A 22,887-nucleotide genomic window follows, 5' to 3' on the forward strand; every position below is an offset into this window, starting at 1 on the left:
AGTCCTCCCACACCATCGGACCAACAACCTGCCCCAGCTTCGGCTACAAATCTCGGGAATATAATGGCTTCCATGACCACTCACGAGAATTTTCCAACGGTCCGACACACAATATTCCAAAACTCACTGATGTCCGCACTACTCGATGGCATCTACGACGGCGAGATGACCATTGGCGAAATCCTTGGTCATGGAAACTTCGGCATCGGCACCTTCGACGGTCTCGATGGCGAAATGGTAATCCTCGACGGTGTCTGCTGGCAGGTGCGTCACGACGGCTCCGCGACCCGGGCCACCATGGATCAGCGCAGCCCCTACACGGTGGTGACCAACTTCGTTCCCCACACGGTGATGGATGCGCCGGAAAACCTGACTCGCAAGGAAATTAGCCCCATCATCGATTCCCTGGTACCGAGCCAAAACTTTATGTACGCACTGCGGATTACCGGCGAATTTGAGTGGGTGAAGACTCGAACCGTCGTAAAGCAGGAAAAGCCGTATCAGAAGATGGTTGATGCGACGGAAGAAGACGCGTCGGTTGATTTTGAGAACCTGCGGGGCACGATTGCGGGCTTCCGCACGCCGGTGTACGAGAAGGGAATTTCGGTGCCCGGCTGTCACGTGCACTTCCTTGCGGAAGGCGGCACCGGAGGCGGGCATGTGCTGGACTTTAAGCTGCGCTCGGGCACTATCGAACTGTGCCCGGGCACTGACCTGCAGCTTCGCCTTCCGCTAACGGCGGAATTCTCGGATGCTGACCTGGATCCGGAAGACCTGGACGAGCAGATTCACAAAACCGAGGTCAAGGAGTAGGCGCTAGTCGCCCGGGCGACCCAGACGGGTGACGTAGGCACGGGCGGTGACGTGCATCTCTGCAGGTAGCGCTGCAATGCGTTCCTGCAGCACCTCCGGGTGAATATGACGTGCCGACGGGCTCATACCGATCTGCGCGGCGATTGCACCCTGGTTGAGGTTCATACCGAACTCCACCAGCTCCGGGTCACCAACAGGCACGAGGTGCCCCTCTGCCTGGGAAATCATGCGCTCGACCTTGCCGCGCTCGACATCGATGATGCCCAGTGGCTCACGAAGCTCGCCCAAATGACCAGTAGTGGCCGTCAGAACCACGACCTGGCCGCCCGGCTTGAGCACGCGAGCGAACTCCTCCGCGTTGCGAGGTGCGAAGACGACTGTAAGCGCATCGATGGAGCCATCACGCAGCGGCAGACGCGCCCACGCATCGGCTACAACGGCGCCGAGGCGCGGGTGGCTCTTGGCCAGGTGCTTGGCGGCCGGCACAGACACATCAATGCCTACGCCACGGGAATTGGGAATGCTGTCCAGCGTGTGTGCGAGGTAGTAACCAGTGCCCGCACCGACTTCGCAGATGACTGGGCTGGCGGCCTCGGACACGTTGGCGTCGTCAAGCACGTCCTGGACGTTGCCTGTAACTGCCTCAACGAATGGAGCATAGTGGCCACCAGAGAGGAACTCCTCGCGGGCGGTAATCATCTTGGCGTCATCGCCGGTGTAGCGCAGACCAGCCCCACCGGCGAGCGTAACGTAACCCTGGCGGGCGACATCATAGCTATGTCCGGATTCGGACTTCAGAGTCATTCGTTCGGCATCACCAAACTTCAAATCAGTGCCATCGATGGGGTCAGCAAGCACATCAATGATGTCAGCTAGCACGTCGGTCACTCCTCAAACTGAGCTAGAAAAATAATTTTCACTATCTTAGCCCGTGACGAGCTCAGCCAAGTAACTCCAATGCGAGTTACTGACTGCGTTTATGACAAAAATTGCCCGAAAACTGGCTTGAAAGTGTCATAAACTCCCACAGTTTCACATTTGCAGCCTGCACTTTTTGTTCATAACCCCTCCATTCGAGCCGTTATCACCTGAAGAAGAAAAGGCGACCTACACCAGTGGTGTAGGTCGCCGCTGGGTCAAAACCGGACAGGCCCGGCCACTACCCCACTACTCTGCTACTCCACTACTGCTACAAGCTCTGCACCGAGCTCCTTGGCTTCCTCCGGGGACAGTTCCACCACCAGGCGCCCACCACCATCTGCGGGGACGCGCATTACAATCTTCTTGCCCTCTTTAACTGCCTCCAGCGGACCATCACCGGTACGCGGCTTCATTGCTGCCATGTGAACTCCTTCGTTCTAAGACAATGTCGATGCAGGAGACGACCAGCCACCCCAGCTCGGCTGTGGTAGCCAGGAGATTGACAATCCCGGTTCAAGACCTCGGTCTACGACCCCGGCTCAAGATCCCGGTTTAGAATCCCTGTCGGCATTTTCGACTACTTCTCTTCATCATAGTCCTTTGTTTCACGCAGCGGCATGGGTGGAGCGCCTCAAACTACGCCCCTTACACCAGCCCACGCACCGGATGCAGTGGCGCAAAATCACCGGAAATAGCCAGAGTCATACGGCAAACATCAAGAGTTTCGGACACCTGATGCGAACGGAACACCGCAACACCGGCAGCTGCCGCATGGGCGGTCGCAGCCAAGGTGCCGGGCACACGCTGCTCGACCGGGCGGTCCAAAGTCTCACCGACGAAGTCCTTATTCGACAGCGCCATGAGCACCGGCCAGCCTGTAGCCACGAGCTCATTGCAGCGCCGCAGAAGCTCGAGGCCGTGGTAGGTGTTCTTACCAAAGTCGTGGGTGGGATCGATGAGGATGCGGTCCTCCGGCACGCCAGCGTCCACTGCCCTCTGGGCGAGCTTGCCGGTTTCTGAGATGACATCGTCCACGACGTCGTCGTAACGCACGCGAACCGGATTGGTGCGTGGCAGTGCTCCACCGGTGTGCGAGCAGACGTAACCCATCCCGTGGGCGCCAGCGACTTCCAGCAGCTCCGGGTCATGGCCTGCCCAAGTGTCGTTGATGAGGTTGGCGCCAGCTTTGATGGCGGCTTCCCCGACTTCGGCGCGCCAGGTGTCGACGCTAATGTGCAGGTCAGGATAGCGTTCGCGAACCTTCGCGATGGTCGGCACCACGCGCTCGATCTCCTCGGCAACAGTTACTTCCGCACCGATACCAGCCTTGACACCGCCAATATCGACAATGCCTGCGCCTGCCGCAACAACTTCGTCGACGCGAGCAAGCGCGACCTCCTCCGCAGCCGTTGCGCCACGGTCATAGAAGGAATCCGGGGTGCGATTGACGATGGCCATCACCGTCGACACCGCGGAGTCCTGATAAAAACTCCGCACAGCGTCTTACCTCTCGCTGAAGCGACGGACTCGGCGGAGCTTTTCGGGAACGTCAGAGGTCGGCTCACACTCTTCCATCAACTTTTCGTGCGCGGCCTCGATGTACTCGACCGCTTCTTCAATGGAGTCGGTGACCAGGAAAAGGTCCATATCAGTCGGAGAAATCAGCTCCATGGCCACGAGTTTCTCGCGCATCCAATCGACCAGCCCCGACCAGAACTCAGTGCCCAGCAGCACGATTGGGTGATTTTCCACCTTCTCGGTCTGCACCATCACCAGTGACTCAAAGAGTTCATCGAGCGTGCCGAAACCACCCGGAAGACAAATAAACGCCTGCGAGTACTTCAGGAACATGGTCTTGCGCACGAAGAAGTAGCGGAAGTTCATGCCCAGGTCGACCCAGTCATTCAAGTGCTGCTCGTGCGGCAGCTCAATGCCCAGCCCAATGGACAGGCCGTCGGCGTCGTAACAGCCGCGGTTGGCGGCTTCCATGATGCCCGGGCCGCCGCCAGTGATGGTCGCGTAACCCGCCTCCGCCAGCGCCTTGCCCAGGTCGAAGCCCCACTGGTAGTACGGGCTGTCCTCCGGCAAGCGCGCCGAACCATACACCGTCACCGCCGGCGGAATCTCCGCCAACGCACCAAAGCCGTCAACGAATTCCGATTGAATGCGCAGCACACGCCAGGTGTCGTTGTGCAGCCAGTCCGTGTTCGGATTGTGTGACAACAGCCTGCGGTCGGTCGTAGACGCCTGCGGTTCGCCCGCCTGTCGAATCGCGATTGGGCCGCGGAGTGCACGGCGCTTAGCTGGGGACGGAGTACGTACAGGTTTCATAACCTCACAATGTATGCCAGCAATGACATACGCGCACCCGCTCAGCGAGGGCAGGGTGTGATTCTAGGCTCACCCAGCCACCGGCGCGGTGGTCAAGTACCGCCGCAGGTCCTCCCACAGTGCCGTAATGCACTCGACCGGAATCTGCTCATCCTTCTTGTGGCAGTACGCCGGATCACCCGGGCCAAAGTTCACTGCAGGAATGCCGAGCGCGGAAAAACGCGCCACATCGGTCCACCCAAACTTGGGCTTTACGACGTCGCCTGCGACCGCAACCAACTCCTTCGCAGCAGCCGCATGCAGTCCCGGTAGTGCCCCAGGGCTCACATCCTCGACATCGACGGTGAGGTCCTCGGCCGCAAACTCGTCGAGTCCCAGCACCTCGCGGAAGTGTGCCATGGCCTCATCGGCGCTGCGGTTGGGCGCGAATCGGAAGTTGACTCGCAGCACCGCCTCGTCGGGAAGCGTATTGGTGGCAACCCCGGCCTCCAGCCAGACGACGTTGAGCCCTTCGCGGTAGGCCAAGCCGTCGATATCCACGGTCTGCGGTTCATAGGCGGCAATGCGTGACAGCACCGGTGCTAACTTGTGCACGGCGTTGTCGCCGAGCCACGCCCGAGCCGAGTGTGCACGTGTGCCGTGCGCGGTCAGACGCAGGCGAATAGAGCCCTGGCAGCCGGCTTCGATGACATTGCCGCTGGGCTCGCCCAGCAAAGCGACATCGCCAGCCAGGAGCTCCGGATGCGACTCACTCAAGTGCCGCAACCCGTTGAACTCCGCGGCGATTTCTTCGCATTCGTACATGATGAGCGTCAGATCGCGCTGCAACTCCTGGCTTGCCGCCAGCGTCGCAAAAGCATGCAGGTAGACCGCGTCACCGCTTTTCATGTCCACAGTTCCACACCCAAACAGTGTGTCTCGCCCCTGCGCGTCTACCCCACGCGTCGAGGGCACATTGTCCGCAGTCGGCACCGTATCCAGGTGTCCTGCCAAAATCACGCGCTGCGGCAACCCCCGATGGGTCCGCGCAATCACGTTGTTGTCAATGCGCAGGACCTCAATCGACTCATCTGCCTGCGCGACCTCACGCAATGCCGCCTCGACGGCATCCGCTATCGCGGTCTCATTGTGGGACACCGATTCGATGTCCACCAGTGCCGCCGTGAGGTCTACAGGATCTTGGAGCAGATTTAACTTCGATTTCACATCAATTAAGCGTACAAACCATTGTGCGCCAGCGAAACCAGAATTTTGTGATGAATATGCGCCGCACGACCATTGATCGCATCTCCATTGGCGGGCGCGCCACCGCCGAGGAACAGCGCCAGCTCATGCGGTTCGGCGGAGGTCACACCAATTCTCCCCTCCGCCGGGCGCTTGAGCCCATCAGCCACCTCAAAGACCAGGGTTTTCGCTCCTTCCGGGAGAGTTTGGGCAATGATTGCCTCCGGAGTTTCGCTTGCCGACGACCCCAGCGCCCGCTCCTCCCCTGCAGAATCGGTCGCCTCTCCGTTTCCGCCATCCTCCTCGACAACGCCCGCGCCGGGACCATAGACCACAGCTACACGGGAGCCATAGACCGCAATTACCGGACGCAGCTCATTCGTGCTGACAATCACCGTAGAACCGGCCAGCGGCTTACAGACGGCCGCGACAATCTTGGCCGTTGCATGTGGCAGCTGCACTGGGGTGGGATCGATGTCTCGTCGATAAGCAGGACGAAGCGTTTCGGCGACATCGCCCAGCTCATCGCGCTCCCACATCGGCAGGGCATCGATGCGTGCCTGCTGATCGCGGTTCTTGCGCTCCAGCAAAAGGCGGGCAATCATGCCACCGCCGAGCCCCACCGCGATGGCAACTGCGATAACCAGCACAAGACGGTTCGGCGCAATGAGCGCAACCACTGCGGCGATAGCCACACCGACTGCGCCAATTGGCATTGCTCGCGGCGGCAGAACGAAACCAAAGAAGCTGGCTACGGCAAGAATCCAGGCACTCAGCAGTGCGAATCCCACGTAGAAGACCACCGGCAAGGCCAGGACGAAGCCGAGTCCGAGCACACTGACAGCAATGATGAGGCTCACTAAGAACCACTGCTTCATTTTCTGTGTGCTTTCAAGGCCAGCTAGGGGCATAGTTCATCCTTCCGCGAAGATTCCTCTAAGGGATACTAATATTAAGAATCATGATTACATCTGGTGCTGTCGCTACGGGAATCGCCAATATCGCAATGGACGGTACAGTTCTCGATACTTGGTTTCCCGCACCTCAGTTAAGCGATGAGGTCGTAGAATCGAGCACTCACCGGCTCGGCGCCGCTGATTTGACCCCACAGTTGCTTCGTCAGGTGATTTTGGACGAGGATCGCCGCGTGGAGCAGGTGGCAGTGCGCACGTCCATTGAGGATTTGTCCAAGCCTGCTGTCGACCCGCACGATGCCTACCTGCGCCTGCATTTGCTCTCCCACCGCCTGGTCAAGCCGCACCAGCTAAACACCAAGGGGCTCTACGAGCTACTCCATGTGGTGGCGTGGACCAATAAGGGGCCATGTCTGCCGGACAACTTCGAGCAACTGCGCACCCACTTGCGCGTCCGCGGTCTGATTCACGTCTACGCCATCGACCGCATGCCGCGCATGGTCGATTATGTGCTGCCCGCCGGTGTGCGCATTGCAGAGGCCGAGCGCGTGCGGTTGGGCGCTTACTTGGCACCGGGTACGTCCGTACTGCGCGAGGGATTTGTCTCGCTGAACTCGGGCACTCTGGGCCCATGCAAGATTGAGGGACGTCTATCCTCCGGTGTCGTCATTGGCGCGCACACGAAGGTGGGACTGTCGGCCTCCATCATTGCCGCTCATGACGATTCCGGTCAGCGTAAGCCGCTCACGGTTGGCGAGCGCTGCCACATCGATATCGCGGCCGGCACCGTCGGCGTCAGCCTCGGCAATGACTGCATTATTGACCGAAGCATCCTCATTGCCCCCGATACGCCCATCGATGTCCCCGCGGAGAACCGCCGTATTCAGGCATGGGAAATTTCGGGCCGCGACAACATGCACTTCTACCATCACCCGGACCACTCGGCGGTGTGCGTCCGCCGCACGGAACGCCCGGGCAATGACGAAGGTGCCGCTGCTTTCGCTCAGCTTGCCGACGTGCCGGATGAGCTGGCCGGATAACCTACTTTCGGTGCTCGTGAAGGCACATTAGTTGACCCCAAAACGGTGAATGGGGGTAAACCCGTAATACGGTTATTGCCCCTGTTATCAGCGAGGTAATGTTTGCGACATGACCGAATCGCAAATTACCTCCACCTCCGGCGAGACAGCTCAGCTGGGCAAGGGGCTGCAGGTTCGACACCTGACCATGATGGGTCTTGGCTCCGCAATCGGTGCCGGTCTTTTCCTTGGTACGGGCGTCGGCATTAAGGCAGCTGGCCCGGGTGTTCTAGTTTCCTATGTCATCGCTGGCTTCATTGTCGTCCTCGTCATGCAGATGCTCGGCGAGATGGCCGCTGCCCGCCCGACACCGGGTAGCTTCTCCACCTATGCCGAGATGGCCTTTGGTTCCTCGGCTGGCTTTGTCCTCGGCTGGCTCTACTGGTTCATGCTCATCATGGTGCTCGGCGCTGAAATTACCGGTGCCGGTGCCATCATGGGTGCGTGGTTCGGTATTCCGGGCTGGATTCCAGGCCTGATCTGTGTTGTCTTCTTCGCTGTAGTGAATTTGGCGAATGTGCGCGGTTTCGGCGAGTTCGAGTTCTGGTTCGCGTTCATCAAGGTCGCGGTGATTATCGCGTTCCTGGTCATTGGCGTTCTTCTTTTCTTCGGTCTGCTGCCAGGCACCAGCTTCGTCGGTACGACGCATATTGCCGAGTCCGGATTCCTCCCGAATGGCGTGTCCGGCATTGCCGCTGGTCTGTTGGCCGTGGCCTTCGCCTTCGGCGGTATCGAGATTGTCACAATTGCCGCTGCTGAGGCTGAAGATCCGCAGCGTTCCATCGCTGCTGCTGTCCGCTCGGTAATCTTCCGCATCTCTGTGTTCTACCTGGGCTGCGTGACCGTCATCATCCTGCTGTTGCCGTACTCCCAGATTGACGGCGCTGACTCCGCAGCTGAGTCGCCGTTCACCCAGGTTCTGAAGCAGGCGAACATTCCGGGTGCCGTTGGCTTCATGGAGGCCATTATCGTTCTGGCACTGCTGTCCGCGTTCAACGCTCAGATTTACGCAACCTCTCGCCTGGTCTACTCGATGTCCACCCGCGGTGAGGCACCGCGCTTCTTCGCCCACACCAATGAAGGCGCAGTTCCGAACCGTGCGGTCATCATGTCGATGGTCTTCGCCTTCGTCTCCGTCGGTCTGCAGGTTGTCTTCGACGGCTCGAGCGTCCTGGTCTTCCTGCTGAACGCTGTCGGCGGCTGCTTGCTGGTGATCTGGCTGGTCATCGCTCTGTCCGAGATTAAGCTGCGCCCGCAGATGGAGGCCAACAACGAGCTTTCCGTTCGCATGTGGGCCTACCCGGCACTGTCCTGGGTAGCGGTCATCCTGATTCTGGGCCTCGCTGTTGGCATGCTCACCGATTCTGGTGCTCGCCAGCAGGTTATCGCCGTTGTGTGTGTCACTGCGTTCCTCGCGGTGCTCGCTGCACTGACTAAGAAGAGCCGCACCGCGGCCCGCGAGGCTCTCGAGTCCAGCGATAGCAACTAGCCGTTAGCAACTGACTGCAGGGCCTAACCACCCTGCTACCCCTATCCGAACATTTCCTTGCTACACATTTGCGGAACACTTTTCATAGATAGGGATATGCCGGTAGCCTGTTTTCCATGAAATTTGGAGCACAAGCTACCGGCATTGCCACTTTTAACAACGATACTGTTCTCGACGTCTGGTTCCCCGCCCCCAAGCTCATCGAAGAGGGCGTGGCAACCTCCACCACGACCGGAACCATCGACGCCGACGCGCTGCCCGAAGATTTCACCTACCTCGCAGACCTGGCCGTAGCCGATGCGGACCGTGGCACCACACGCCGTCTGGTCACAGCTACCATCGCTTCACTCGAAGACGCACCAGTCGACACCATCGATGCCTACCTGCGTCTCCATCTGCTGTCCCACCGCCTGGCCACCCCCAACAGCATCAACCTGGACGGCATCTTCGGCAAGCTCAACAATGTGGTGTGGACGAATTTTGGCCCCTGTGCTGTCGAAGGCTTCGAGGTAACCCGAGCCAAGCTGTCACGCCGCGGGCCTGTCACCGTCTACTCCATCGATAAATTCCCCCGCATGGTCGACTACGTCACTCCCACCGGAGTTCGCATCGGTGACGCTGACCGCGTGCGCCTTGGAGCCCATCTCGCAGAGGGCACCACAGTCATGCACGAGGGCTTCGTCAACTTCAACGCAGGCACGCTTGGACACTCCATGGTGGAAGGCCGTATCTCTCAGGGGGTCGTCGTCGACGACGGCTCCGATATCGGCGGTGGTGCGTCCATCATGGGCACACTATCCGGTGGAGGTAAGGAAGTTGTGTCCGTCGGCAAGCGATGCCTACTCGGTGCGAACGCTGGACTCGGAATCTCGCTCGGCGATGACTGCGTACTCGAAGCCGGGCTCTACATCACTGCCGGCACCAAGTGCCTCGTTGCCCTAGACGGTGTGAAGAAGACGCTCAAGGCCCGCGAGCTCTCGGGCGGATCGAATATGCTCTTCCGCCGCAACTCGCTCTCTGGTGCAGTCGAGGTTGTGCCGTGGGCTGCCGAAAAGGTGAAGCTCAGCGCGGAGCTGCACGCTAACTAAGGGGTGGTCGGCACGTCTGCCGGGGCCGCGATATTCCGCGCGCTCCGGTAGACACGTCGCTCACCAGTGACGGGGTCGACAAAGGCCAGCGCGGTTGCCGTCAATCGCAGCTGCGGCGTGTACTTTGGCGCGCTGCCCGCGCTTGCCGACGGCCCCTGCGCCCCCGCTTCCCGGCCATAGGTATCCTCACCGAGGATGGGATAGCCTAGCCAGTCCATCGTCGCCCGCAGCTGATGCGTGCGGCCCGTATGGGGCTGTAGCCGCCAGTGCCCCACCTGCATGCGGCTGCCGCAATGCCCACAACCACAGCCGACTGCGTGCAGCGGAATGCTGGTGCTGGTCGCACCACCGCCATGGCTGTTCGCCAGCACATCGCCGATGTCCGCGGCTACTCGGCCGAGGAAGGTCACGGTTGTGCGTGCGAGCTTGAACTTGGGATTCTTCGTGGCAGCGCGAGCGAAATCGTCGGTCTCCACGACTTTTACTCCGCGCCCCGCAGGGTTGGGATCGAGCAGAAGCGTGACATCCCTGGTTTCCCCCACATGCCAATCATCGGGCATCACGGTGAGGCATTCGTATTCTTTGGTGATTTCCTGGTTTTGGAAAAGCTGCTGGTAGCGCGCACGGGTAGCCGGATTCCGGGAAAGCAACAGCAGCCCACTGGTCAGAAGATCCAGGCGGTGAACGGCCACTATCTCCGGTTCCCCGAGACTACGTCGCAGTCGCTCCTGAACGGTATTGGCCACGATGCGGCCATTGGGGGTTGCGGGCAGAAAAGGTGGCTTGTCTACGACCAGAAACTCATCGGTGTCGGCCACAATTGCCGGCTCAAAGGGGATGTACTCCTCGCGCTCGTGAGCGGCAGCATCGACTTGCGCTGTCTGACGGTTCTTCTCAAGGCCCCACCAAGCATCTCGGTTACCTGCGGCACGTCCCACGGCACACTCCCTTTTTCATGATTTGGTCTATGCCGATGTCGGCACCGTTTGCAGCATTGGGCCTACTCGGGCCAGCACATCTGGCCGGGCTAGCCGCGAATACGCGCCGCCGCCACTTCGATGTCGTTGAGCGTCGCTGTGAGCCCCACCCGCACGTGCTGCGCACCCTTGGGGCCGTAGAAGCTACCCGGTGCGACCAGGATGCCACGTTCGGCCAGCCAATCAACCGTCTGCCAGCAGTCTTCCCCGCGAGTAGCCCACAGATAGAGCCCGCCCTCGGAGTCGTCGATACGAAAACCTGCGGCTACCAGAGCATCGCGCAGAATTTCACGACGGTCACAGTAGCGCTGCTTTTGTTCGGCCTCGTGGGAGTCGTCGTTAAGCGCGGCGATCGTGGCGTGCTGGATGGGCCCCGGCATCATCAGCCCCATGTGACGGCGCACGGAAACCAGCTCGGCAATGAGGTCCGCGTCGCCGGCGAACCAGCCGGTGCGGTACGACGCCATGTTCGACGTCTTCGACAGCGAGTGGATAGCCAGCAGGTTGGTGAAATCACCGTCGCACACTCGCGGGTCGAGAATACTGACTGGCTGTTCAGTCCAGCCGAGCCCCAGATAGCACTCATCAGAGGCAACAATGACGTCCCGAGAACGCGCCCACTCAACCACCTTGCGCAGGTGTTCAACACCGAGGACCTTGCCGTTGGGGTTGCCCGGGGAATTGATGAACATCAGCGTCGGCGAGGCGGGACCGATTTGCGTCAGCGAGTCGGCACGCAGCAGCTCAGCGCCTGCGATACGGACGCCGACCTCGTAGGTGGGATATGCCAGCTCGGGGATGACGACGGTGTGCCCCGCGCCTACGCCGAGAAGAAAGGGCAGCCAGCCAATCGCTTCCTTGGTGCCAACGACCGGAAGCACATTGCCACCGTTGACCGCTGACTCCAGTCCCGTCACGCCGTAGCGCCGCGCCATCGCTGCAACAATCGCCGCGCGTAGCTCAGGCGTGCCGACGGTCTGAGGGTAGCCCGGCGCGGCAGCGCCTTCGGAAAGGCCCTGCCGGATTATCGGAGCGACTTCATCGACCGGTGTGCCGACCGAGAGATTCACCATGCCCTCTTCATGCGCAGCCGCAGTGGCTTTCGCCTGCGTGAGAGAATCCCACGGAAACTGAGGCAAAAGAGAACCGGGAGTTACGCGCTTGCGGGCAGCTGACATGGGCGGTGATGAAGTCCTTCCCGGGAAAAGAAATAGGTTTAATCCTCTGTGGTTCTAGTCTTCTGCCTGCGGCGGCAGAGCTGCCACGAATGGCACATCGAAGTCCTGGGGGCCGAGCTTGGCGGCACCGCCCGGGGAACCCAGCTCATCGAACCAGTCGACATTGGCATCGATGAATTCAACCCACTCATCCGGAACATCGTCCTCGTAGAAGATGGCCTCGACTGGGCAGACCGGTTCACAAGCGCCGCAGTCCACGCACTCATCAGGATGAATGTAGAGCATGCGCTTGCCCTCGTAAATACAGTCAACCGGGCACTCTTCAACACAGGCACGGTCGAGGACGTCAACACATGGCTGGGCAATGATGTAAGTCATGGTTTTAGGTTTAAGAACCTTTCTCACAAGATATGGGATGAGGCTTTCGCTATCTGTCGATTATGCCGTTCCGACGAGAAACAGAGCAAAATAGACAGAGCGGTATATTCAGATTGGAGTCTACACCCAACGTGGGTGTTGTTATCAACTGGCTCCAGAAAGGGCCACATTGATGCGGGCCTGCCCTGCATCAATTCCTCACCGTCTCCTGCAGTATCCGCTGCAGTTTTCGCTAGAGTGCCCGCAGATGGCGCAGTGGCCAGGCACCGCCCAGCACACCGCAAACAAGCAGCAGCACTGTTCGCAACCACTGCCCCATTGCCAAATCACCACCGAAGGGCAGCACTGCCCACAGCAGAATGCCTGCAAAACCCAGCACCCAGATGACAGTCGGAATTGCAGCTTTGGAGCGATCACGAGTCCACAGCAACGCTGTGTTGGTAATGATCAGATTGGCAATATAGGCCAGCGGAATGGTCCACGGCAACGGAATAGCAACCGAGCCGATGGTAATCCACGCTCCGAGGAAAACTACTTCAATCACCAACGCTGCCAACGCAGCCAGCGACAGCCAGACCAGCGCTACCGTGACCTCGCCCTGATGGAAATTCTCGCGCGGCTGCGAACGTTCCGGATTCCCCCAATAGCGCTCATCCCCGAATGTGCGCTTTTCAATACTCAAGCGCTCGTTCTTCAACTTTCCGCCAGCAGCGTTAATCAAGTCTTCGCTTTCGTGAGGCTGAGGGTTACTCATCGTCCGCGCTCCCCTCCACTGCCAGGTCCGCGCTCGGCACTGAGCCGGCACTTGCTGCCGGGTCCTGCAGCAATCGGACATTCACCAGTTCCCCCAGCTCTTCCAGGGACGCAGCAGTCGCCGTACCAAAACGGTATGCCTCAGTCGGCGTCACCGGCTGACACAGCAAATTGGAAAACGCCCAGACGGCTCGCGCATGACCAGAGCCGTCGGTCTGCCCATAGACAGCATCTGGATTGACCTCACTGACGGAACCATCGGCGAACCACACTTGTGTCGCATGCGCGCGCATGGCCTCAACCTTGGCAGCCACAGCGCCGTCATCCAGCTGAACCTCGAAATGGCCGGTCACGGTAGCGAAGTCGTCGACATCGCACGCCTGCCAGGTCTCCGGCACCACGGTAATGGCATCCAGCCCCGCCACCATTGCCTCACGATCGGTGACCGCCCACAGCGTCGGAAAGCGATTTCCGCACGCCGCGACAGTGATATCGTGCGCGCGAATGTGGTCCGGGTGCCCATAGCCACCATCGGCATCGTAAGTAATGACCACATCTGGCTGCAGCTCATCGAGGATGGTGCGAAGCTGGGCGACCGCCTCATCACCTGAGTTCATGAACGCACGGGGATGCTCATTGCCCTTGTCCCCTGCCATACCGGAATCACGCCAACGCCCGGCACCACCGAGGAAACGTGGCGCATTGTCTGGGCCATTGGCCCCCAGCGCACGCAGCGCCGAGCGCAACTCGGCGACGCGGAAACCGCCCAACTGGTCAGCTTCATCAGCAACTAGCCCCTGGTACGGCGCGCCGATGACCTCGCCCAGCTCGCCCATCGTGCAGGTCACTACGCTTACCGACGCTCCGGAGCGCGCGGCAGCCGCAATCAAACCACCTGTCCAAATGGACTCGTCATCTGGATGTGCGTGAACAAAAAGTAACTTCACGGGCTTTCTTACTTCCCCTTGTTCTCCTGGTCGGCGTTATCGCGGACTTCTTGGTTCTGACCCGAACCGTCCTGCTCAGTATCTTCGCGCGGACTATCTCCCGGTTGAGAATTCTCAGACGATTCTCGAGTCCCGCTTTGCGTCGAGACTCGGCGAACCTCGCCCAGAACACCGAGGCGACCCAACACTGGGTCATCAGTCCACTGCGAAGAGTCCTTCCGCCCGGTAATTGTAATTTCCGGGCTGACGACCGTCAGCAGGCCGTCTTTCACCAAGGTCAGCTCGATACTGTGGCCAGCAATGATATCGGCGAGTTCAGCGGGCAACGCAGAACTGTCGGGAGCGAGCAGCTCATCAACCTGCGGGTCACAAAGGCCGGAAAGATTCTCGCTCCGAGCAGCCGATTTCGGAGCGACAGGTACTCCATTTAGGTCAGCCGGTTCCGCTGAGGTAGAAGATTTGGACCGTTCAGACGGTGTCGTCCCGTCCAGCGAGCTCTGCTCTTCAGCACTCTTTTCCCAATCTCCGCTTGGCGCAGGCTTTGTCGAACTGTCAACGCCCTCAGACTCAGACTCGGATTCTGACTCAGACTCAGACTCAGCAGCCGACTCTGCGCCTGCTTCATCCAAGTCCTTCGGCGGTAGCGAACTGATCGAGCCTTCCGTACACGCATAGCGTTCCCGGGCCGCCTGGACGGAATTGGGCTGCTCTGCCCATGCCACCACGGCATCGACGGTTCCGTAGGGCAACGAAGACCGCAGCATGTCCGCCGGAGAATACGAAACAACGGTGGCGGGGATACCAGCTGCAGTCAACTGGTCAGCGACCGCAAAAGCCGCAGCGCGTGCCGCTATACCGTCGCTAATGATGCCGATTCGTAGCGGATTGTCCTCGGTAAATCCGGCCTGAGGTGCCTCGGATTTCTCCTGGCCACCACCGTCACCAGAACCACCCGCGATTCGGCGTCCGGTGGCCACCTCTGAGACCTGTGCAACGTTGATGGTGCGCAGAATGGCCCGGCGGACGGACTCGTCGGCAAGCCTGCTCGACGCGAGGTTGGTACTGAAAACCAGTTCCCGGTTGGGCTCATGGAAGAACTCAGCAACACCGGGGACCAGACCGTACGTCAGCTCAGAGGTCTCCGTCGGACGGACCTGCACGGCCTGGATCTGCTTCGAACGCAGTTGCTCCGCACCATCGATGGCACTACGCATGGCACGCAGCGTAATAACCTCCGAGGCTGCTGGCTGCTCACCCCAGTAGCGGTCATTTCGAACCAGTCGAATGATGTTGCGGCCGACATCCATCGACTCGACGGTGTACTGCCCACCGGAGGCCGGGAAACGGCTGGCCAGCCCTTCGGAAAAACCATCAGTGTTCGACCGCATCAAATGCGCTGGCAAGAGATGTGCAAACAGGCGCTGCCAATGCGTAATCGGCTGAGTGAACGTCACGTCAATCTGACGGCCACCATCGGAGACATCAATGGATTTAATCAGCTCATAAGTCGCCGTATCCAGCGATCCTGGCGTGGACGTGACTTGGGAAAATAGGTAGCGGAAGTCCTCGCCACTGATTGGCGTGCCATCGCTCCACTGCGCCCCTTTTCGAATGCGGTAGCGGACATGCTCTGCCGCTACCGTCGGATCCGTGATGTCAACATCGGCCGCTTTTCCGTTTCCAGCTCCGTTTCTGGCGTCACTGTCTTTGCTGTCATCACTCTCGATGACCTGCACGGAATCCAGCAAGTCGGAGTTGAGAAGCCATTGGGGAGTTCCTGCCGAGCGAGCGTTGGCAGCGTTATCCACCACTCCGGGAGCTTGCGCGGAGGCACTAGCGTCACCAGCCTCGCCCGCTACCGGCGCAGGGGTGAAAACACTAGGCAGTGTCAGTCGCGCTACCAGGCTGGTCACCGGGGAGACGTCGGCAAGCAAATGCGGATTGAAGCCTTCGACAAACTCGTCGACACCGACCGTGACTTCACGCATCTTTTTGGCCTGGTCAGCGGTGTCTTCCTGTTGCACCGGTGCTTCCTGCTGCCCGGGCACAGTCGGAGCGTCCGACGGGCGAGCCATGCACGAAGACGCCAAAGCCGCCGTCACGCAGAGTGTCGATGCTACGAAAAATCGACGAGAAGCTGCGTGACGACGGCTGCGAATAAACATATTCACGAGATTACTCGACACCTGACCGAGTCAGTTACCCCGAGACTGGTTTCCAGGTGGCCCAGTCCCCTAGCAACCCGAATTACTTCTTATTCATGGCCTTCGCGCGGGAACGAGCGCGAGCGCGATCGGTGGCGCTGAGGATCTGCTTGCGTACGCGAATGCCCTCCGGGGTGACCTCAACACATTCGTCAGCGCCACAGAACTCCATAGCCTCATCGAGGGAAAGCTTGTGCGCCTTCTCCAGAGTCACGGTCGCATCAGCCGAGGCTGCGCGCATATTGGTCAGCTTCTTTTCCTTGGTGATGTTGATGTCCATGTCCTCATCACGCGGATTCTGGCCAACGACCATGCCCTCGTAAGCCTGGTCACCCGGCTCGACGAAGAAGGTACCGCGGTCAGAAAGCTGAATCAGCGCGTAAGCGGTGATCTGGCCAGTACGGTCAGCGACCAACGATCCTGTCGGACGATCCTTAATCTCGCCTGCCCACTCGCCGTAACCGGCCGAGTAGTGATTGGCGATACCGGTGCCCTTGGTCTCCGTCATGAAAGTAGTGCGGAAGCCAATCAGACCGCGGGACGGAATGAGGAACTCCATGCGCACCCAACCGGTGCCCTGGTTACCCATCTGCTCCATGCGCCCCTTACGAGCCGCCATCAGCTGAGTGACAGCACCCAGGTGCTCTTCTGGAACATCGATGGTCAGGTGCTCGTACGGCTCCTGAACCTTGCCGTCGACGGTCTTGGTAACAACCTGCGGCTTACCGACGGTCAGCTCAAAGCCCTCACGACGCATAGTTTCAACCAGAACGGACAGCGCCATTTCACCACGGCCCTGCACCTCCCAGGCATCCGGGCGCTCGGTCGGCAGCACGCGCAGTGAGACGTTACCAATCAGCTCCTGGTCCAGGCGGGCCTTGACCATACGAGCAGTCAGCTTATCGCCACCACCCTGGCCTGCCAGTGGCGAGGTGTTCACACCGATGGTCATGGAAATAGCCGGCTCATCGACCAGGATGCGCGGCAGCGGGTCCGGGTGCTCGACATCACAGAGAGAGTCACCGATCATGACCTCGTCGATACCGGAGATAGCGGCGATGTCACCTGCAATGGCTTCTTCAGCAGGAACACGGGTCACGCCGACGGTACGCAGCAGCTCTGCAACCTTCGCGTTCTTGACATGCTCGTTGCCCTCGGAATCGTAGTGAATCCACGAAATCTGCTGTCCCTTGCGGATACGGCCCTTGTGGATACGAATCAGACCAATTCGACCAAGGAAGGAGCTGGAGTCCAGGTTGGTCACCTGCGCCTGCAGCGGGGCATCGATCTCAGCGGACGGCTCCGGGAGCACCTCGGTGATGACGTCGAACAGCGGCTGCAGGTTCTCGGACTCCGGCAGGTTGCCGTTACCCGGGTTCTCGGTCGAAGCCTTACCGGCACGACCAGAGGCATAGAGAACCGGCAGCTCAAGGTTGCGCTCAGCGACCTCAGCAGCTTCCGGGTCTTCCAGGGTGGAGGCTAGCTCGAGCAGCAGATCCTGTGCTTCCTCGACAACCTCGTCGATACGTGCATCTGGGCGGTCAGTCTTATTGACCACAATGATCACCGGCATGCAGGCAGCAAGCGCCTTGCCCAGGACGAAGCGGGTCTGCGGCAGCGGACCTTCAGAGGAGTCGATCAACAGCACGACGCCGTCAACCATGGACAGTGCGCGCTCCACCTCGCCACCAAAGTCGGCGTGACCAGGGGTGTCAATGACGTTGATGATGAGGTCTTCGCCGTTCTTGCCCTCACCTTTTCGGCGAATAGCGGTGTTCTTCGCCAAGATGGTGATGCCCTTTTCCTTTTCAAGGTCACCAGAGTCCATCACTCGGTCTGCAACTTCTTCGTGGTCGCTGAAAACGCCGGACTGCTCCAGCATGGCGTTCACGAGAGTGGTCTTGCCATGGTCGACGTGTGCGACAATGGCGACATTACGGAACTCGGTATCGCTCACAGGCGGATAGCTCCTAACAAGCTAAGAGGACTAAAAGAAAAAAAGATACGGCCTTGCTCTAAAGAACTGTCTTTACGACTGCCTTTAACGCCCCGCATCAACGCGTAATAAAGCGTTCTACAGTGTACTCCTTCTTAATGGCCCTGCACATCTGGCAGAGATTCTCACAACCCCGAGCACCTATCCGTCATGCAAAGTGGCATTGCCGCACCACCCTTCGGCACAAATTACCCCCTTGCTATACCCCCGCTTTATCGACAGCCATAACGGCATATCCGCCAGCGCCACAACGCTTCACGACGGCAATCTCTCAGCCCGCCATGTGACACATGTGACCAAATGCCATAGTTGTAACCCCACGGGATGAGACTTGACTTCACCCGCTTACGCGCTGCGAAACACCATTAACACCACAGGCATACATGACGTCACAATTTTCACAATCATCTCGTTCTACACCAAAAATCACTCTAATTAACTTGCGACACGCAGGAATCCGTGCGTTAATCTCCTGAGAAGATTCTGAACATTTCTTTTTCAAATCTTTCCAATTCCCGTTGGAGTCGTTCTAAGATGAGCAACGATTCCGAAATTTTGATTCCGACTCCAATAGCCCACGAATGAGAGGTTCTTCACCGTGGTTTCGACTGGACGCTCCTTCCTGCGCCGTGCCGCAGCGACCTTGGGTGCAGCTGCAATTCTCACTGCGGGCATGACTCCCGCCGCTTCTGCTTCCCCGTCGCTGGACTCCCTGAACATCGCTTCGCCGAATCTCTACGGCAACGCGCGCGACATCATTAACTCCCCAGGCGTTCCTGAGGAAATTTCCAGCGCACTGAACAAGGGAATTGACTTCCTGACTGGTGAGGGCGAGGGCGAGCCGGGCTTCAAGGTTCCGGAAGGTGCCCCGAAGACCAACCAGTTCCTGCTGCCTACTGTTGCCGACAAGTGCATCGGCGGCGAAGGTCGTTCCTTCGGCCTGGCCACTACCGTTCCGGGCCCGGCAGACCTGCCTCTGCCAGGTGTTCCAGAAAACCAGCTTGGCTTCATTTTCACTGGCCTGGGCACCAAGCAGCTGGCTAAGCAGCAGGACACAGAGATGAATGTCTACTGGGTCAACGTTGCTAACGGCAAGTACGGCAAGACCACCCTGGAGAACAACGGCATCAACGCCGAGGAGGGCCCGGGTGCTGTCAACGGCACCGCTGACACGGGCAAGGGCGTGGTCATCGCTGTCATGCAGGGCGGTATCACCACTCAGGAAGAGCCTGGTCCGACCAACTGCAGCTACACCCCGACCGCCGGTGTCTTCCCGGTCGGCCTGAACTAAGTTTTTCTAGTTCTCCCCTAGCCCTTTTTGCATCACGTATGCAGAAAGGGCTTTTCTATGCCCAAAAAGGCAACCCCCACACGTTAAGGTATTCGCATGTCCACTTCACCGGCCACTTCGGCTTCGACCGCGGCAGCTCCTGCACTCTCCCCAATTCGCTCGAGTCAGGACACACATCCTCCGAAAGTCGAGACCTTTGACCTACGTGAAATGGTCAACACCGACCCCAAGGGCTTTCAGCGCAATGTCGATGAGTTCCGAACTCTCACACCCAGCCGCCTTTATATGCGCCGTGGGATGGATCATCCAAAGTTTGGATATCTAGAGTCATTCCTGCTTGCCGACGAAGGGTTGCGCATCAGCATTTATCACTTCCGCCCGGGCGTGAAGGTGGAACACCAACGCTACGTCGATATTGTCAGCATCGACCGGACTGATCCGCAGTGCTGGCGTATGACCGATTTGTACCTCGACATCCTGCAGGCACCGACCGATCCTGAGGCCATAGCTCCCATACCTGTCGATGCGACCACACAGATTCGCGTTGAAGATGTCGACGAGCTCGTCGCGGCCCACACTCAAGGGCTGATTAGCGATGAACTCACCGAATTCGCTATCGAGACCACGCTGACTGCACGCGCCGCAATCGCTGCACACGGTGACAACATTGATGCGTGGATGCAGACTTTGAACCTCGATGCGACGTGGGCTGATGCTGTTGAGCTTTCGCCCGCAGCCTAAAATGACCACCTCAACAAGGAGTACCGCCCGTGTTCGATAACTTAACCGGCCCCATTCCTCCCGCCGGCCCTGATAGCAATGCGATCATCAAAGCAGTCCGAGCAGCATTTTCCTCCTACTTTGAAGAGTCCGACCCCGGCGAAGCCCAGCTGACCTTCCTTGGTTCTTCGCCACTGAAGATGCTGCGCTTCGGCCCTGACACAGACCGGATTGTCACCTACGCAACACTCGGTTGCAGTGCCGAAGCGATGCATGATCCTTCCGCAATGGTGGTGGACACCAACTCTGGCCCGCGTGCCGAACTCATCTTGCCTATTCGTGGTGGACTGGACGAAGTCATCCGCCCGCTGGGTATTCTTGCCGCTTCCCCAAGCATCGAAGGCCTCATCCTGACCGAGGGGGCACTTATCGACTTCGGCCAGCCACTGTGGGATCAGTCGCGCTTCACCGGTTTTGTGCTGTTCAAGGCAGAAATCCCGCCGGTCGCGGTGGAGGAAACCGAAGTCACAATCTTCCAGCCGGTCCCCGCCACGACCAATGAATTTGCCCTTGCTCGCGCTAAGGGCGTTGACGAACTGCGTCGCGTGTGGGAAACCCAAGGTGTTGACTTCACCGACCCGCACCGCACCAGCGCTGTATAGAAGTTAGCTTTTGTAGTGGTTGCCGGTTTTCTGCTCGTCGGCAAGCGATAAGTGCAACCTAGCAGTGACGTTTCGCGCCGCGACAGCGTGGTTTAGAGTATGGAATTATGGCAGTCAATTCGGCTAAAGACGTTCCTTTCCATGCGGCGCAGTCCTTTCGGTGGTGGCGGCTGGCGGTATATGTTTACGTCCCAGCACTAATCCTGACCGTGGTCAGTTCCCTATTGAAATGGGATGCGACTGTTACGGAAGCGGCAAAAGCCAACAACATCGAGGTTTCTGCTGCACAGACCAGCTTGGCCGTGAGCTTCGCGTTTGCGATTCTCGCGCAGACGGCAACGGCGATTGCGTGCTGGTGGCTTGCTGGCAAACTCCTTGAAGGATCGACTGCAGCGCGCACGGTGCTGTCCGTGGCGGCGGCAGTTTTTGTCATTAATGCATCAATGACGCTGGTCGGAACGATTTCCCAGGTACGCTCCGGAGACTCGTCGGTGCTCGGTTTGATTACAGCTGGCCTGCTCATTGTTGCCTCTATCATCGCCGCAACTGCAACCGCCCAGTCCTACCGCGGCGAGCGAAACCAGAAGTTCTTTGTGACGACGTAGGCAGCTCTTAAAGGTTTGGGCGGGGCGGGGATGCCTTCCAGGGCCTCCGCCGTCCGTTTTAGGTCGGCGTACATTTTAGGTATGCCCACTAATACTGAGAGCGCCAGAAACATTTTGAATGGTCTCGCGTCCACCCAATCCCAGCGCGAGGAACTGTACAAATATTTCCACCAGCACCCTGAGCTTTCCATGCAGGAGCAGAGCACTGCAGACCGGATTATTCAGGAGCTCGAAGCTTCAGGTATTTCCACACATCGCGTCGGAGACACCGGCATCGTTGCCATTATTGAGAACGGTGCCGGGCCGATTGTAGCTATGCGCGCAGACATTGATGCGCTACCGGTGAAGGAGACTTCCGGCAAAGATTACGCCTCCACAGCAACGCAGATTGATGAAAAGACCGGCACAGAGGTCCCCGTCGCCCACGCTTGTGGCCACGACTTCCACCTGATGTCTTTGCTTACAGCGCTGCAGGCTTTCAACGAAAACCTTGATCAGTGGTCTGGCACATTCATCGGTATCTTCCAACCCGCTGAAGAAACCGCCGAAGGTGCACGCGCAATGCTGGCGGCAGATCTGGAGAAGGCTATTCCGCGTCCCGATGTTTATCTCGGTCAACACGTACTAGCTAGCTTGCCCGGCGGTTATGTGGGAACTCGCCGCGGGCCTGTTCTATCCTCTGCATTCTCGGTCAAGGTCACTGTGCACGGTAATGGCTCCCATGGATCCATGCCGGAGCTCAGTGTCGATCCCGTTGTCTTGGCTTCCACCATTGTGATGCGCCTTCAGACCATTGTCTCGCGTGAGGTAGCGGCCACCGAGACCGCAGTGGTGACCGTTGGCGCGATTCAGGCGGGAACTAAGTCCAACATCATCCCTGACTCCGCAGAGCTGCTCATCAACACTCGTGCCTACAACAGCGCCGTGACCGAACACCTCAAAGAGGCAATCGAGCGCATTGTACGAGCAGAATGTGTTGCTGCCCGCTGCCCTCAAGACCCGGAGTTCACTTACTACGACCGCTATCCCCTCACGAATAATGACGGGGATGCCACGAATACTGTGCGTGAGGCATTCGACGCGTACTTCGGTGAAGAAGTCTCCGACTTGGACGCAGTGGCCGCCTCTGAAGATTTCTCAATCATCCCCGATGCGCTTGGAGTGCCATATACGTACTGGGGGCTCGGCGGTTTCGCGGATGAGAGCAGCGCCGTTGGCAACCACAACCCAGCTTTCGCCCCTGACCTCCAACCCACTCTTGACCGGGGAGCAGAGGCAATCGTTGTAGCTGCCTGTGCTTGGTTGGCGAAATGAGGG

22 protein-coding genes are annotated in these 22,887 nt (G+C 59.1%); 9 read left to right on the forward strand and 13 right to left on the reverse strand.

Annotation, left to right across the window (positions count from 1 at the left end):
* Nucleotides 1-72 precede the first annotated feature (72 nt).
* Nucleotides 73-813: an acetolactate decarboxylase gene (gene budA, locus QP981_RS07270; RefSeq protein ID WP_049171946.1), complete on the forward strand. Its 741-nt coding sequence runs from the start codon at nt 73-75 to the stop codon at nt 811-813.
* Between the two features lie 3 nt (nt 814-816).
* Here the strand turns inward: budA and QP981_RS07275 are convergent, their stop codons facing one another.
* The 6 genes from QP981_RS07275 to QP981_RS07300 form a co-directional block, all read right to left on the reverse strand.
* Complete coding sequence (locus QP981_RS07275; RefSeq protein ID WP_048732862.1) at nt 817-1,692, reverse strand: methyltransferase domain-containing protein; 876 nt, start codon at nt 1,690-1,692, stop codon at nt 817-819.
* 296 nt (nt 1,693-1,988) lie between these two features.
* Nucleotides 1,989-2,156 (reverse strand): DUF3117 domain-containing protein, encoded by a 168-nt coding sequence (locus QP981_RS07280; RefSeq protein WP_005509573.1) that lies wholly within the window; start codon nt 2,154-2,156, stop codon nt 1,989-1,991.
* A gap of 223 nt (nt 2,157-2,379) precedes the next feature.
* Nucleotides 2,380-3,192, reverse strand: a complete 813-nt coding sequence (gene folP, locus QP981_RS07285) for a dihydropteroate synthase (protein ID WP_149420937.1) — start codon at nt 3,190-3,192, stop codon at nt 2,380-2,382.
* Between the two features lie 45 nt (nt 3,193-3,237).
* Nucleotides 3,238-4,065, reverse strand: coding sequence for an LOG family protein (locus QP981_RS07290; protein WP_048732866.1), 828 nt, complete (start codon nt 4,063-4,065; stop codon nt 3,238-3,240).
* 69 nt (nt 4,066-4,134) lie between these two features.
* On the reverse strand, nt 4,135-5,271 hold the full coding sequence (gene dapE, locus QP981_RS07295) for a succinyl-diaminopimelate desuccinylase (protein ID WP_187400438.1): 1,137 nt from the start codon (nt 5,269-5,271) through the stop codon (nt 4,135-4,137).
* A gap of 5 nt (nt 5,272-5,276) precedes the next feature.
* The gene (locus tag QP981_RS07300) at nt 5,277-6,149 is read right to left on the reverse strand and encodes a hypothetical protein (RefSeq protein ID WP_284870005.1); all 873 of its coding nucleotides are present in this window, start codon (nt 6,147-6,149) and stop codon (nt 5,277-5,279) included.
* Between the two features lie 101 nt (nt 6,150-6,250).
* Between QP981_RS07300 and QP981_RS07305 the strand changes: the two genes are divergently transcribed.
* The 3 genes from QP981_RS07305 to dapD all read left to right on the forward strand — a co-directional run bounded on the left by QP981_RS07305 (nt 6,251) and on the right by dapD (nt 9,859).
* Nucleotides 6,251-7,243: a 2,3,4,5-tetrahydropyridine-2,6-dicarboxylate N-succinyltransferase gene (locus QP981_RS07305; RefSeq protein WP_049193666.1), complete on the forward strand. Its 993-nt coding sequence runs from the start codon at nt 6,251-6,253 to the stop codon at nt 7,241-7,243.
* A gap of 124 nt (nt 7,244-7,367) precedes the next feature.
* Nucleotides 7,368-8,771 carry an amino acid permease gene (locus QP981_RS07310; RefSeq protein ID WP_172620259.1) on the forward strand — a complete coding sequence of 468 codons (1,404 nt, stop codon included), beginning with the start codon at nt 7,368-7,370 and terminating at the stop codon, nt 8,769-8,771.
* Between the two features lie 116 nt (nt 8,772-8,887).
* Nucleotides 8,888-9,859 (forward strand): 2,3,4,5-tetrahydropyridine-2,6-dicarboxylate N-succinyltransferase, encoded by a 972-nt coding sequence (gene dapD, locus QP981_RS07315; protein ID WP_187404251.1) that lies wholly within the window; start codon nt 8,888-8,890, stop codon nt 9,857-9,859.
* On the opposite strand, the gene QP981_RS07320 is transcribed toward dapD, so the two are convergent.
* The 7 genes from QP981_RS07320 to typA form a co-directional block, all read right to left on the reverse strand.
* Nucleotides 9,856-10,797, reverse strand: coding sequence for a pseudouridine synthase (locus QP981_RS07320; RefSeq protein ID WP_284857721.1), 942 nt, complete (start codon nt 10,795-10,797; stop codon nt 9,856-9,858). The genes dapD and QP981_RS07320 overlap by 4 nt on opposite strands.
* An 89-nt stretch (nt 10,798-10,886) precedes the next feature.
* Nucleotides 10,887-12,014 (reverse strand): succinyldiaminopimelate transaminase, encoded by a 1,128-nt coding sequence (gene dapC, locus QP981_RS07325; RefSeq protein WP_187405281.1) that lies wholly within the window; start codon nt 12,012-12,014, stop codon nt 10,887-10,889.
* Nucleotides 12,015-12,068: 54 nt separating this feature from the next.
* Nucleotides 12,069-12,392: a ferredoxin gene (gene fdxA / locus QP981_RS07330; RefSeq protein WP_005509435.1), complete on the reverse strand. Its 324-nt coding sequence runs from the start codon at nt 12,390-12,392 to the stop codon at nt 12,069-12,071.
* Between the two features lie 232 nt (nt 12,393-12,624).
* Nucleotides 12,625-13,146 carry a hypothetical protein gene (locus QP981_RS07335; protein WP_049172726.1) on the reverse strand — a complete coding sequence of 174 codons (522 nt, stop codon included), beginning with the start codon at nt 13,144-13,146 and terminating at the stop codon, nt 12,625-12,627.
* Entirely contained in the window at nt 13,139-14,092 is a 954-nt protein-coding gene (gene mshB / locus QP981_RS07340; RefSeq protein ID WP_149420931.1) for an N-acetyl-1-D-myo-inositol-2-amino-2-deoxy-alpha-D-glucopyranoside deacetylase, read from the reverse strand. The genes QP981_RS07335 and mshB overlap by 8 nt, the downstream gene beginning before the upstream one ends.
* An 8-nt stretch (nt 14,093-14,100) precedes the next feature.
* On the reverse strand, nt 14,101-16,257 hold the full coding sequence (locus QP981_RS07345) for an ABC transporter family substrate-binding protein (protein ID WP_284857722.1): 2,157 nt from the start codon (nt 16,255-16,257) through the stop codon (nt 14,101-14,103).
* Nucleotides 16,258-16,339: 82 nt separating this feature from the next.
* Nucleotides 16,340-18,253, reverse strand: a complete 1,914-nt coding sequence (gene typA, locus QP981_RS07350) for a translational GTPase TypA (protein ID WP_070429521.1) — start codon at nt 18,251-18,253, stop codon at nt 16,340-16,342.
* Between the two features lie 637 nt (nt 18,254-18,890).
* On the opposite strand from typA, the gene QP981_RS07355 reads away from it, so the two are divergent.
* The 5 genes from QP981_RS07355 (at nt 18,891) to QP981_RS07375 (ending at nt 22,884) form a co-directional block, all read left to right on the forward strand.
* The gene (locus QP981_RS07355; protein ID WP_016422388.1) at nt 18,891-19,583 is read left to right on the forward strand and encodes an Rv1157c family protein; all 693 of its coding nucleotides are present in this window, start codon (nt 18,891-18,893) and stop codon (nt 19,581-19,583) included.
* Nucleotides 19,584-19,679: 96 nt separating this feature from the next.
* Entirely contained in the window at nt 19,680-20,324 is a 645-nt protein-coding gene (locus QP981_RS07360) for a ribonuclease FAU-1 family protein (RefSeq protein ID WP_284857723.1), read from the forward strand.
* Nucleotides 20,325-20,353: 29 nt separating this feature from the next.
* Nucleotides 20,354-20,965: a suppressor of fused domain protein gene (locus QP981_RS07365; RefSeq protein WP_284857724.1), complete on the forward strand. Its 612-nt coding sequence runs from the start codon at nt 20,354-20,356 to the stop codon at nt 20,963-20,965.
* Nucleotides 20,966-21,072: 107 nt separating this feature from the next.
* On the forward strand, nt 21,073-21,570 hold the full coding sequence (locus tag QP981_RS07370; RefSeq protein WP_187404257.1) for a hypothetical protein: 498 nt from the start codon (nt 21,073-21,075) through the stop codon (nt 21,568-21,570).
* A gap of 81 nt (nt 21,571-21,651) precedes the next feature.
* A complete protein-coding gene (locus tag QP981_RS07375; RefSeq protein WP_284857725.1) occupies nt 21,652-22,884 on the forward strand; it encodes an amidohydrolase in 1,233 nt (410 codons plus the stop codon).
* Nucleotides 22,885-22,887: the final 3 nt, after the last annotated feature.

It is taken from the genome of Corynebacterium sp. MSK047 (assembly GCF_030232285.1).
GTDB lineage: Bacteria > Actinomycetota > Actinomycetes > Mycobacteriales > Mycobacteriaceae > Corynebacterium > Corynebacterium jeikeium_D.